11 protein-coding genes are annotated in these 13271 nt (G+C 45.1%); 7 read left to right on the plus strand and 4 right to left on the minus strand.

Features of this window, described 5'->3' with window-relative positions; genetic code table 11:
- Positions 1 to 36 precede the first annotated feature (36 nt).
- Entirely contained in the window at positions 37 to 1725 is a 1689-nt protein-coding gene (locus AC1DFM_RS12745; RefSeq protein ID WP_477077117.1) for a pseudouridine synthase, read from the plus strand.
- A 15-nt stretch (positions 1726 to 1740) separates the two neighbouring features.
- Positions 1741 to 2484, plus strand: a complete 744-nt coding sequence (locus AC1DFM_RS12750) for an RluA family pseudouridine synthase (RefSeq protein ID WP_477077118.1) — start codon at positions 1741 to 1743, stop codon at positions 2482 to 2484.
- 286 nt (positions 2485 to 2770) lie between these two features.
- Here the strand turns inward: AC1DFM_RS12750 and AC1DFM_RS12755 are convergent, their stop codons facing one another.
- Both AC1DFM_RS12755 and AC1DFM_RS12760 read right to left on the minus strand, forming a co-directional pair.
- A complete protein-coding gene (locus AC1DFM_RS12755; RefSeq protein WP_477077119.1) occupies positions 2771 to 3406 on the minus strand; it encodes a peroxiredoxin in 636 nt (211 codons plus the stop codon).
- Between the two features lie 237 nt (positions 3407 to 3643).
- A complete protein-coding gene (locus AC1DFM_RS12760; RefSeq protein WP_477077120.1) occupies positions 3644 to 4264 on the minus strand; it encodes a hypothetical protein in 621 nt (206 codons plus the stop codon).
- Positions 4265 to 4403: 139 nt separating this feature from the next.
- On the opposite strand from AC1DFM_RS12760, the gene AC1DFM_RS12765 reads away from it, so the two are divergent.
- Positions 4404 to 5408: a helix-turn-helix transcriptional regulator gene (locus tag AC1DFM_RS12765; RefSeq protein WP_477077121.1), complete on the plus strand. Its 1005-nt coding sequence runs from the start codon at positions 4404 to 4406 to the stop codon at positions 5406 to 5408.
- Between the two features lie 53 nt (positions 5409 to 5461).
- Here AC1DFM_RS12765 and AC1DFM_RS12770 read toward each other — a convergent pair whose 3' ends face one another.
- Entirely contained in the window at positions 5462 to 6178 is a 717-nt protein-coding gene (locus AC1DFM_RS12770) for a hypothetical protein (protein WP_477077122.1), read from the minus strand.
- 120 nt (positions 6179 to 6298) lie between these two features.
- Here AC1DFM_RS12770 and ade point away from each other — a divergent pair, with 120 nt between their 5' ends.
- A complete protein-coding gene (gene ade, locus AC1DFM_RS12775) occupies positions 6299 to 7942 on the plus strand; it encodes an adenine deaminase (RefSeq protein ID WP_477077123.1) in 1644 nt (547 codons plus the stop codon).
- Between the two features lie 76 nt (positions 7943 to 8018).
- Here ade and AC1DFM_RS12780 read toward each other — a convergent pair whose 3' ends face one another.
- Positions 8019 to 9128 carry an anhydro-N-acetylmuramic acid kinase gene (locus AC1DFM_RS12780; protein ID WP_477077124.1) on the minus strand — a complete coding sequence of 370 codons (1110 nt, stop codon included), beginning with the start codon at positions 9126 to 9128 and terminating at the stop codon, positions 8019 to 8021.
- An 80-nt stretch (positions 9129 to 9208) separates the two neighbouring features.
- Here AC1DFM_RS12780 and AC1DFM_RS12785 point away from each other — a divergent pair, with 80 nt between their 5' ends.
- From AC1DFM_RS12785 to AC1DFM_RS12795, 3 genes are all read left to right on the plus strand, one after another.
- Complete coding sequence (locus AC1DFM_RS12785; protein WP_477077125.1) at positions 9209 to 11152, plus strand: YfbK domain-containing protein; 1944 nt, start codon at positions 9209 to 9211, stop codon at positions 11150 to 11152.
- Positions 11153 to 11195: 43 nt separating this feature from the next.
- Positions 11196 to 11849, plus strand: coding sequence for a uracil phosphoribosyltransferase (gene upp / locus AC1DFM_RS12790; protein WP_477077126.1), 654 nt, complete (start codon positions 11196 to 11198; stop codon positions 11847 to 11849).
- 171 nt (positions 11850 to 12020) lie between these two features.
- Positions 12021 to 13034: a PorP/SprF family type IX secretion system membrane protein gene (locus AC1DFM_RS12795; protein WP_477077127.1), complete on the plus strand. Its 1014-nt coding sequence runs from the start codon at positions 12021 to 12023 to the stop codon at positions 13032 to 13034.
- The last annotated feature ends 237 nt before the right edge of the window (positions 13035 to 13271 follow it).

Here is a 13271-nt window from a genome sequence, read left to right on the forward strand (position 1 = left end):
GATCATGTACGCATGGTCATCAATCAATAATAATTTATGAAGAAAAAACAACCTGCTAAAAAAGGGTTTGGCCCATCAAGGGATAATAAGTTTGGTAAAAGCGACAAACCAGCAGGCCCCCGCACTCGCTCCTCCGCTGACGGCGAAAGGCCAGGAAGAGCAGCTGCAAAAGATAACCGCAGCGGAGACGATAAGCCATTTTCCCGTGGAAAAACGGGCGATGACCAACCATCTTTCCGCAAACGCAGCTTCGACAGCAACGGCAGACCAGCCCGTAAACACGGACCGGCCACCGATAGCTTTGGAAATGATAAACCACAGCGCAAACGTAGCTTCGGCGACAGCGAAGATAAACCTAAGCGTAGCTTCGGTAACAGCGAAGACAGACCTAAGCGTAGCTTCGGTAACAGTGAAGACAGACCTAAGCGCAGCTTCGGTAACAGTGAAGACAGACCTAAGCGCAGCTTCGGTAGCAGCGAAGACAGACCTAAGCGTAGCTTCGGTAGCAGTGAAGACAGACCTAAGCGCAGCTTCGGTGATAAAGAAGAAAGACGTTCTTTCGGCGGTCACAAACGTGATGATAAACCCGGCGCCCGCAAACGCTTTGACAGTGATGAAAAGCCAACTTCAAAACGTGGTGGCTTTGATAAAGACAAAAGCGACAAACCAGCAGGCGAACGTTCTTTCAGTGCCTTCAGAAAAGATGGCGAACGCCCTGAACGTACACGCAGCTTTGATAAAGAAGACAAAGGCAGTGAAAGACCACCACGTAAACGCACCTACGGCGCTACCAAAAAAAGTGACGATAGTGCTTTCCACTTCCACGGTGAAAAGAAAAAAGGTGGAAAAGAAACTCCCAGCGGATTTAACCGTAAAAAGTTCTTTGACAAAACCAATGAACGTTTTGCGGATAAACAGGATAAAAAAAAAGGGGGAAAAGTAAGAGATAACGAATACGACTCAACGAAAAATAACAAAGAACCCAAAGAAAGCATTTTTGGCCCCGGCGAAATGCCGCTGAACAAATTTGTGGCGCATTGTGGTTTGTGCTCCCGCAGAAAAGCAGTAGACCTCATCAAAGAAGGAAAGGTAACCGTAAATGGTAAAGTGGTCACCGAGCCCGCTACTAAAGTTACTTCCAGCGATGTAGTAACCATGCAGGATAAAAAAATCACACCTACCAAAAATCTGGTGTACATCCTGCTGAATAAGCCCAAAGGATACATTACTACTACAGATGATCCGGAAGGCCGCAAAACCGTCATGGAGCTCATCGAAGAAGCTACTGAAAATGAAAGAGTGTACCCGGTAGGCCGCCTGGACCGCAATACTTCTGGTCTGTTGCTGCTCACCAACGATGGTGAACTGGCACAAACACTGGCACATCCTAAACACAACATCAAAAAAATCTACCAGGTAGAACTGGATAAGCCGCTGACCAAAGCTGATTTCGAGAAAATCATTGAAGGTGTAACGCTGGAAGATGGTGTGGCACTGGTAGATGCACTGGGCTACGTAGATCCAAAGGATAAAAAACAAGTGGGCATTGAAATTCACAGCGGTAAAAACCGTATTGTGCGCCGCATTTTTGAACACCTGGAGTATAGTGTAGAAAAGCTGGATCGTGTAATGTATGCTGGTCTTACCAAGAAAACATTGAACCGCGGCCAATGGCGCTTCCTCACTGAAAAAGAGGTGATCCTGCTGAAACATTTTAAAAAATAACTGTCGAATAACGGGATGCGATTAGCTGAACATATTATACTCGAAACACCTGATTTTGTTGTTGTAAACAAGCCTGCTGGCATGCTTACCCTGCCTGATCGCCATGACAATGAGCTGGAATCACTGATTGCTATCATGAAAAGGGCGTATGGCGAAGTATTCACGGTACATAGACTGGATCGTGAAACCAGCGGGATTATTCTGTTTGCACGCAACGAAGCTGCACATAAATACTTCTCTCAGCTTTTTGAAAGCAGAGACGTGAAAAAGTTTTATCTGGGACTGGTCAGTGGCCAGCCTATGCCTAAGCAAGGCAATGTAAGCGAGGGCATCATGGAACACCCGGTACAGAAGGGCAAAATGGTGACCAACCGGAAAGGAAAGCCTTCCTCTACGGACTACGAAGTACTGGAAGAATTCGGTCTTTACAGCCTGGTAAGAATGCAGATTCATACAGGTCGCACACACCAGATCCGCGTTCACATGAAGTTCCTGGGACACCCTATTGCGGTAGATGAATTTTATGGTAGCCCTCAACCAGTATTATTATCCACTATCAAGAAGAAATTCAAACTGGGTAAGCATACAGAGGAAGAGCGTCCTTTATTGAGCAGACTGGCATTACATGCCTCCATGCTGATATTTAAAGATCAGCACGGGAAAGAGTATACCATTGAGGCGCCTTTACCTAAAGATATGAGTGCGTTGCTGACACAGTTACGCAAACACCGTGGTAAGCAAGCAGTGAGTGAGGAATAACGTGGATGTTGTTTGGAGTCAGGATTAAGTTGATTGCCGAATATTGTTATACGATTTCGAAAAAAGGGAAGATATAAGCGGATAATTTTCGCGTATATCTTCCCTTTTTCTTTTAAAAACCTACATCTTTTATAATAATATCCGAAATCAGGCAAATCAGTTTAATTCTGACCTCAGACAAAATTTTGCGCATAAAAAAAACGGGGAGAAATCCCCGTTTCGTAAAAATCAAAAACCAACCATTAAAAAAAATTTATCAAAACCGCCTTTCGGCGTCTTAGTAGTATTATTTGTTTGGCTGCGGTGTTGTTCTCAAATAAGGCTTGATAATTTTGTGGCCTTTCGGAAAACGTGCAGGAATATCTGCTGTAGGTACAGCTGCTGTAACGATTACATCTTCTCCATCTTTCCAGTCTGCTGGGGTAGCCACGCTATATTTAGCGGTCAGTTGCAGAGAGTCCAATACGCGCAGTACTTCTACGAAGTTTCTACCGGTAGAGGCCGGATAAGTGATGATGAGTTTTACTTTTTTGTCTGGTCCTATGATAAACAAGGATCTTACTGTAAAAGTTTCAGAGGCATTTGGATGAATCATGTCATACAAGTTAGCCACTGTTTTATTTTCATCTGCAATAATAGGAAAAGTTACGTCACACTGTTGTGTTTCGTTGATATCATTTATCCAGCTCAGGTGTTTATCCAGTGGATCTACACTGACAGCCAGTACTTTAGTATTACGTTTAGCGAATTCCTCTCCTAATTGTGCTGTTCTGCCTAATTCGGTAGTACACACCGGCGTGAAGTCTGCCGGGTGAGAAAACAAGATACCCCAACCTTCACCGAGGAAATCGTAAAAATCTATTTCCCCTGCTGTGGTGTTGGCTTTGAAATTAGGAGCTGCGTCTCCCAGTCTTAAACTCATAGTTTTACGATTTAATTGACCAAAAATAGGTTTTTCCTACAAGATTTATAGACTTTAAGGGATTTTTTTCACAATTTAACCGATATTTTTTGTGAAGGAGGGAATTGGGGTTAACAAACAATGTATAACGGGGTTACGTAAAATGGATCAACAAGGGTTAATTCAAATGGATAGACGGGGGTTAACGCAATGGATAAAAAAGGTTAGACAATAGATAAAAATATGGTTAACAGGGATTTAGATATTTGAGGTATGTAGCTGCCAGGCATAATAAGCCATACTGAATTTATTGTCGTCTTCCAATCCGGCCTTTATTCTGGCAGCTTCATCCCCTAATTCAATTTCCACAAATCCGAGATATAGGTTATAGGCATCATGTAGTAATTGTATGCAGTATTCCATCCGGGTGTTCACATCTTCCACCTGATAACGGGCTGCGGGAGGCAAAGTGGACGGTGTGGGCAGCTGTATTACCTTCTCTATATAATAACATTCCTCATCCGCATAGGCTTCCCAGTTATCGTCCTGCTGCAGGCAGGGCCGTCTCATTTGAAAGGTGAGATGATCAAACACCACCGCAGCACCCAGTTCTGCTTCCAGATCAATCATATCGGGCACGCGGCACATATCTTCCAGTTTCTTTACAATGGTCATTTGCACGGCATCGTGCTTATCCTGACTGAAGCGAAGCATCGTATTCATGACTTCATAAGTAGTTACAAAATCACAGGAAGACCACACATTGTCCTGGAGCACGTGGCCCCAGAGCGTCAGGTAATTGGAATCATCCATAATGATTTGTCCAATTGAAATAGCCTGTACCTGCGTAACTGCTGTTGTTGTATTTACCTTATTCATAACCTTCAGGTTTTAATAACAATACAAATCTAGCCGGGCTGCGCGCAAAGAATTTGCGTAGTGATCTTTTCGCTATAATTTTTTTAATCCCGTTTGCAAAAGCGGGAATTGTGTATTTTTATTATCTAAATTTTATCTTTTGCCAAAGAACAAAGACGCGGTGTCGCGCTACCGTTGGATTGACGAGCGCCTGCGCAATAAGCAGAAGCCCAAACCTACTCTGGAAAACCTGATTGAATACGTATCGGATAAAATGGGAACAGGGATATCTGTTCGCACCATTCAGAAAGACATTCAGGACATGCGCCAGGACCCGGAACTGAACTATATGGCGCCTATTGTGTACGATCGTAGCAGCGGTACCTACCGATATTCCGATAATGGCTTTTCCATCAGTAACTCGCCCATTGAAGAAGCAGACCTGCAAGGGCTGGAAATTGCCATTGGTATACTGGAACAATTCCGCAGTTTACCAGTAGTACAACAGTTTGAAGATGCTATCCTGAAAATAGCCGCCAGCCTAAAGATGAACCGGGAAGCCCTGCAACATAAAGGCCTGATCAAATTTGCCCGGGCCGCACAATACAAAGGAGCAGAACATATTCCGGAAATTGTAGACGCCATCAAAAACCTGGAAGTGATACGCATCGCCTACCAAAGCTTTGAACGCGATGAACCCAAAGAACACTGGGTAGAACCTTATCATTTACGTGAATACCAACATCGCTTTTACCTCATTGGAAAAAGTCAGAAAACACGCGGTGGCGCTGTAATTACGTTTGCGCTGGACAGAATAGTAAAAATCTGGCCCACCATGAAACATTTTGATGAGAAGAATTTTGATGACGCCAGCTATTTCCAACATGCTGTGGGCATCACCGTACATGACGGAGAACCCGAAAATGTACTGCTCAGTTTTGAGCCTCGACAGGGAAAATACATAAAATCACAACCTATTCACGCTTCCCAGCAAATAGTGGAAGATAATAGTAAAGAATGCCGTATATCCCTGAACGTTGTTATTAATCCGGAGTTAACCATGACCCTGCTGAGTTATGGCGGACAAGTGAAAGTATTGCAACCGGCACACCTGGCGAAGAAAATGGCAGAAGAAGCCCAGGCTATGATGGCGCTGTATAAATAATCATCATTGTTCTGTTCAGCACCACCATGGCAGTGCTGAACAGAACGAAAACATTACTGCGGTTTGGCAAACAGCGTATCCGCTACGGTACAATTGGTTTCGATCTTCGTAATGTTAATTTTCACCCCACCCGGACTCTGTTCTGTTGTACCGGGATAAGCCAGTCCTTCCGGTGTTTTCTTATAATCAGACATCGTAACAGATATTTCCGCATCCTGTCCCTGTATATTTACTTTGTTGATCGTTTTTATCAGCAGATAAGTATTGGCATCCAGAAATGCAGTTCCTTCTATGCCATCTGCAGAAGTTACTTTCAGCTTGTATGCCGGCGCACCGTTCACTGATTCTTTGCCCAGTAACTCAATTTTCTTTCCTTTTGCTTTATAGTCGTACAACTCCCCTCTTACATCCAGCTGGGTTTGCAGCAGTTTCTGCATTTGTGGATCAAGATCCTGCGGCGTGGTTTGCATCATCACCGGCATCAGACTCCAGCCACCGCTGCGCGTTACCACCTGGATATTATCCATTCCCTGCACAGCAAATTCCAGCCGCATAGCCTCATCCTGCTTCACCCACCTTTTAATAGGTACGGTCATGCCCTGTACTTCCATGCTTCCCTCTATGTATTGCGATTTAATCTCTTTTAACTTCGCCTGTCCACCCATGGCAACAATATTTTTTGCAATAATCTCATCAACAGTCTGTGCATAGGTAGCCACTCCTGCGATCAAAAGCGCTGCTAACAGCGTAAAAAATTTAATCCTTGTCATAAAAGAATTTTTGATGCCCGATTTTTTAAGGCAAATAAAGATAACCAAAAAACATCTCCCCCGCTTCTTTGCAAAAAATACGCCGGGCCTTAAATGCGGCCTATTCCTTAGCTTTACAGCATGAATACATTCCAGATTTCAGGCAACCTGGTGAATATATTACAGCAGGAGATTTATCCGGCCACGGTTTATGTGGAAGCCGGTAAAATACAGCGGATTGAACGCAACAACGAAACCTATGCACATTACCTGCTTCCAGGCTTTACGGACGCACATGTACATATTGAAAGTTCTATGCTCATTCCCTCCGAATTTGCCCGGCTGGCGGTAGTGCATGGTACTATTGCCACTGTCAGCGATCCGCATGAAATAGCCAATGTAATGGGAGTAAAAGGCGTAGAATACATGTTGGAAAATGGTAAAAAAGTACCTTTCCGGTTCAACTTCGGCGCCCCTTCCTGCGTACCAGCCACTGTTTTTGAAACCGCCGGTGCTGTAGTGAGTGTGGAAGATGTGGAAGCCTTGTTGCAACGGGATGATATCAAATATCTCACGGAAATGATGAACTTTCCGGGAGTACTTCATAAAGATCCGGAAGTACTGGCTAAAATAGCCGCCGCCCAAAAAGTAAACAAACCTGTAGATGGCCATGCTCCCGGCCTTCGCGGTGAAGCAGCCCGTGAATATATTGCAGCAGGCATCAGCACCGATCATGAATGCTTTACCATCGAAGAAGCATTGGATAAACTACAGCATGGCATGCACATCCTTATCCGGGAAGGCAGCGCGGCTAAGAACTTCAACGCACTTTATCCTTTACTACATGAACATGCGGCCAAGATCATGTTCTGCAGCGATGATAAACACCCCGATAACCTCGTGGAAGGACATATCAATTTATTGGTAAAACGTGCTTTGAACCACGGTATAGACCTCTTCAAAGTATTACTGGCTGCCTGCATCAACCCGGTATTACACTATAAACTGGAGAATGGACTACTGCGGGAAAATGATCCGGCAGATTTTATTTTGGTAGATGACCTGCAAAATTTTAACATACTGGCAACATATATCGCAGGAACGAAAGTAGCCGAAAACGGTAAAACGCTCATTCACTCCATTCCTTCTGTTCCTGTAAATAATTTTGTAGGGCAACCCGTACAGGCTGTAGATTTTCGTATACCCGTTAGCKGTACTAACCATAACAACGTAACTGCTAAAGTAATAGAAGCCCTCGACGGACAACTGATCACCAATGCACTCACGGCTACGCTACCGGTGGTCAATGGTTTTCTTCAGAGCAGCACCGAAAAGGATGTTTTAAAAATAGCCGTTGTAAACCGCTACAGGCAGGCTACACCTGCAGTTGCATTCATTAAAGGATTTGGACTGCAACATGGCGCTATTGCCTCTTCGGTAGCACATGATAGCCACAACATCATTGCCGTAGGTGCTGACGATGAAAGCCTCGCTGCAGCTATCAATGCGGTGATTGCCCAGCAAGGCGGTATCAGTGTGGTAGATGGGGAAAAAGTGCAGGTATTACCATTACCGGTAGCCGGCCTGATGAGTAACCTGGATGGCTATACGATAGCCACACAATACAGTGCACTCGACCAAGCCGCGAAAGCATTGGGGTCTCCGCTGGCTTCACCGTTTATGACCTTGTCGTTTATGGCGTTGCTGGTCATCCCTCATTTAAAACTCAGTGACCTGGGATTGTTTGATGGGGACAGCTTTCAGCTATTGGCCACGGCCTTTTAATCTACTCAAAAAAACAGCGGAGATATCAGCATCTTGCTAAATAATATCTCCGCTGTTTTATATTAAAAGTTAATCCTTATCTGCTTGTCCAGAGCGCACCATTAATGGAATCTCTTTCTGCGCCGGTTACGCCACTCAGCACATTATCTTCCTGTCTCCAGCGTAAAGTTCCTATCAGCGCCATTATCAACGCTTCTTTAAAGCTCACTGCTTGCTCATCAGGCACTTCTACGGTAACGCCCAGTGGTTCCACCTGTTGTTGAATAGTTTGTACAAGAAAGGTGTTGAAAGCGCCACCACCGGTGATCAGCATTTTAGCGGGTTCCTCCGGCATTTGTGCTTTCAGCGCTTTTACCGCATTGGCTACCTGCGCGGCAATATGATCCACGTAGGTACGCAGCTTACCCTGTACAGAGATGCGCATAGGCGCTATCATAGGTAATACGGTGTTGATGCCAAAATCGTTGGCGAGGGATTTAGGCCAGGGGGCTGTATAATAGGAAAGTTGATTGAGTTGTTCCAGCAAACCATTATCGGTAACACCGCCGGCAGCCAGGGCGCCACCCTCATCGTAAGGTTTATTAAGGGCCGCTGCCAGGGCATTCAGCACCCGGTTGGCAGGGCAGATATCAAAGGCCACAAACTGCTCCTGCAGCTGCGCTGAAATATTAGCAATCCCCCCGATGTTCAACCAGTACTGATAGCCGGGGAACAGGTATTTTTCGCCAATGGGAACAATAGGCGCTCCTTGTCCGCCAAGTGCCACGTCCACCGCCCGGAGGTCAGTGATCACCGGGAGACCGGTAACCGCGGTAATAGCTGCGCCATCTCCCAGCTGCGCCGTCATTTTATCGGCGGGCATATGGAAAGTAGTATGGCCATGAGAAGCGATAAAATGTATTTTATGATCCAGCTGGTGTTTTTCTATAAAAGAAAGGATGCGGTGGCCGGTATAATGTCCGTATGCAGTGTGTAGCAACAGGTAATCCCTTGCCGGCAGGGACGTAGCCTGTGCCAGCTTTTCCACCCATTCCGGCTCGTACGGCAGACTTTCTGAGGCTTTGATCGCATAAGTCCACTGTCCGCGTATTTCCGTTAGTTCAGCAAAAACTATATCCAATCCGTCTAATGAGCTACCAGACATGGTGCCAATCACGTTATATACCATCGACAAAAATTTCAGCAAAGGTAGTTTTAAAATATTTTTTTTTCGATTTATGGAATGAAGGTATTTCCTGTCATCCTATTGGCAGAAAAGATATCATCATGAAAAAATATCTCGCTTTACTATTGTTTGGTTGCCTGTTGGCGTTTATCGCCTCCGCACAGCAACAACGCACCCTGAGTGGTACTGTTACCGACGCCGCCAGCAAGGCGCCCATTGCCAACGCCGTAATACGGGTAAAAGGAACGGACTTCCTGACGGCCACCAGTGCCAAAGGGACTTTCAGTTTGAAAGTACCCGCCGGCGCACTCACGATGGAAGTTAACGCCAGTAGTTACAAACCGCTGGAAATCAAGATTACCGCCCAACAAACTACCCTACAGGTAGCATTAAACAAGCTACAACCACTGGTAAAAACCAACGACAGAAGGCGATTAATCATGCAGCCTACCCCACCAACGGTAAATGCCATCGCGCCACCTCCTTCAAGAGTACTTTGTGCAGAGCCAATGGCGCCTGCCGCTGATAAAGCGCTGAGTGAAGTAGTGGTAACTGGCTATATGGCTAATAGGCAAGTGAAAGGTAATTATAACTATAGCTATACGCCATCCGCTCCCGCCAACACCGAAGATTATAGCCCTATCAACGAAAACATTTTCCATTCCGCTACTGACCAGCCTTTGAGCACTTTTAGCATTGACGTGGACCGGGCTGCCTACAGTAATATGCGCCGCTTTCTGAATAACGGCGAAATGCCGCCGGCAGACGCGGTTAGAGTAGAAGAAATGATTAACTATTTCGACTATCACTACAAAGCGCCTACTGGTAAAGACCCGGTAGCTATTTATACCGATATGGCCATCTGTCCCTGGAATACCGGACATCAGCTGGTGCGTATTGCCTTAAAAAGCAAACAGGTAGATACCAAAGATCTTCCACCTACCAACCTGGTGTTTTTACTGGACGTATCCGGCTCTATGGACKAACCCAACAAACTTCCACTGGTAAAAAGCGCCTTTAAGGTATTAACAGAACAACTCCGTCCGCAGGACAAGGTAGCCATTGTGGTATATGCCGGCGCAGCTGGTGTGGTGCTTCCTTCTACCAGTGGTAACAATAAGAAAAAGATACTGGCCGCATTGGAAGAATTACAGGCAGGTGGCTCCACTGCCGGTGGAGAAGGTATACAACTGGCCTATCGTATTGCGGAAGAACAGCATTCCAAAAACAGCAATACCCGTGTGATTCTCGCTACAGACGGCGACTTCAACGTAGGTGCTTCCAGCGACGGTGCACTGACCAAGTTGATTGAAAAAGAAAGAGCAAAAGGCATTTCCCTTTCAGTGCTTGGCTTTGGAATGGGTAACTATAAAGATAATAAGCTGGAACTGCTGGCTGACAAAGGCAATGGCAACTACGCTTATATCGATAATTTTGAAGAAGCCCGCAGAACCTTTGTAACCGAATTTGGCGGTACCTTATTTACTGTAGCCAAAGACGTGAAACTACAGGTGGAGTTCAATCCTAATTTCGTGCAGTCGTATAGGTTAGTAGGCTATGAAAACAGATTGCTGCAGAACGAAGACTTTAACAATGATAAAAAAGATGCCGGCGATATGGGCGTAGGCCACACTGTTACGGCGCTTTATGAAATCATTCCCACCGGTAAAGGCGGCGAAAACGTTAACTGGGTAGATCCGCTGAAATACCAGCAGGGTAAAATACTGGGCAATCAGCAGGAAGTATTAACCGTGAAAATGCGCTACAAACAGCCCACAGCGGATAAGAGCCAGCTAATGGAAAAGGTATTGCCTTATAATAACCAGGAAATAGGTGCAGCGCCGGAAGACTTCCGTATGGCCACCGCTGTAGCGGCCTTTGGGCAACTGTTACGTAATTCCGCTTTCAAAGGAACTGCTACCTACGACCAAATCCTGTCCTGGGCCGGCACCGCACGGGGTGAAGACACCGAAGGGTATCGCGCAGAGTTCATCCAACTGGTGAAGAAAGCCAGCCTATTAGACAAAGAGCAGGACAAAGAGTAGTTACGCTAATTTTCGGTAATTTGCGGCCTCAAAGGGATAGCTCATGATTATCAATTTAAGTGAAACCAATTCGTTGGTAGGAGAATGGTTAAGCGAGATCAGAAATGTGGAAGTTCAGCAGGATCGTATGCGCTTTCGGCGTAATATGGAAAGACTGGGTGAAGTAGCTGCGTACGAGATCAGCAAAACGCTGGACTATGAAGACAAAGAAGTGACTACCCCAATGGGTATTGCCACTTGCCGGGTATTGAAATCTCAACCGGTACTGGCCACTATTCTAAGAGCCGGATTGGCGCTGCACCAAGGTTTGTTGCATTATTTTGATAAAGCAGACCATGCCTTCGTTTCCGCTTATCGTAAGCATAACCATGATGGTTCTTTCGATATCAGCCTGGAATATGTAAGCACTCCTTCTATCGATGGAGAGGTACTGATACTTTCAGATCCGATGCTGGCTACCGGCGCTTCCTTGGTGAAAACCATCGAACACCTGGAGGAAATCGGTAAACCCAGCCATATTCACCTGGTGGTAGCTATCGCCTGCACCGTGGGTATTGAATATGTACTGCGCAATACCAAGTCTAACCTGACTATCTGGGCGGGAGATATTGATGATGAACTGACCGCCAAAGGCTACATTGTGCCTGGATTGGGAGACGCGGGAGACCTCGCTTTTGGGAATAAATTACAACAATAACGGGAATATATCGTTTTACGAATAGCAGTTTTGTATCTTTAAAGAAGTACGGAACTGCTATTCGTTTTTTTATCATCATGATTTTTATACATGGATTTAATTTGAGATATGATTTAATTAACGTACCTTCACCCGCATTGCATAACACCCTATGCTTTAAGCTTTACTAATATGAAAAGAGCTTTACTATTCCTGGCCATATTGCTTTATTTGAATCCGCTGCGGGCACAGGACCCGCACTTTTCGCAGTTTTTCGCCTCACCACTTACTCTTAACCCAGCTTACACAGGCTTATTTTCCGGAGACTATCGCTTATCAGGTAACTATCGTTCACAGTGGCGCAGCATTGCCTCTCCATTTGTGACGGGTACTGCCGCTATTGATTTCGGTATTCTGAAGAATGTGATTTCTTACACGGATATATGGGGCGTAGGCTTTATGGCGATGTACGACAGAAGCGGTGGCGGTGCCCTCACTTCCAGTTACGTTTCCTTTAGTACAGCCTACCACAAAGGGCTTGATCCGGAGGGTAACCATACCCTGGCTATTGGATTGCAAGGTACCCTGGTGCAAAAAAGACTGGATAACAGCAAACTGCAATTCGAAAACCAGATCGACAATAACGGATATAATCCTATGATTCCCAGTAATGAAACGCTGGTAAATCCTAAAATATCCTATTTCGATCCTAACATTGGTATTTTATACAATGGCCTGATCGGGGAATCCTCCAATATTTACCTGGGAGCCTCCTATTATCATATTACCCAACCTACAGAATCTTTTATGAACCTCACCCAAAACCGGCTCAGTTACCGCTGGACGGTACATGGTGGTGGCTCTGTTCCTGTAAATGGGAAAGATAGGTTTCATACCAGCATTTTGTACATGAAACAAAGTACCGCCTCTGAATTAACCTTTGGTGGCGCCTATGGATTTGCATTGAACGATATGGATGATAATCCTACCACCTTCTATGTGGGCAGCTGGTATCGCCTGAAAGACGCCCTCATTCCCTACATTGGTATGGAAATCAAAGGATTCCAGGTAGGGCTGACATACGACACCAACGTGTCTACCCTCAACCCTGCTTCTCATTACCGTGGTGGCATGGAAATTTCACTGATCTATATTCACACCCGAAACGAAAATAATAAATACAAAACCCTCTGTCCCCGTTTCTAATAAACTGATTATTAGCAACTTTGAGGGAAATAAACCTATAAGGCTAAAAGTAAAAAGCTATTTTCGGGGAGTGTTTCACGAAAATAGCTTTTTGCTTTTAGCCTTTTAATTTCTGCGCTTTTAACACAGGATTATCAGTATAACTATAGCAATCATAGCTATTTTTACCTTAGTTTCGTTGCTCTTTCATAAAACAGGAACAAACACAGATTCAGTTACACTAAAAATTATTCAGGC

It is taken from the genome of Chitinophaga sp. 05T412 (assembly GCF_056396465.1).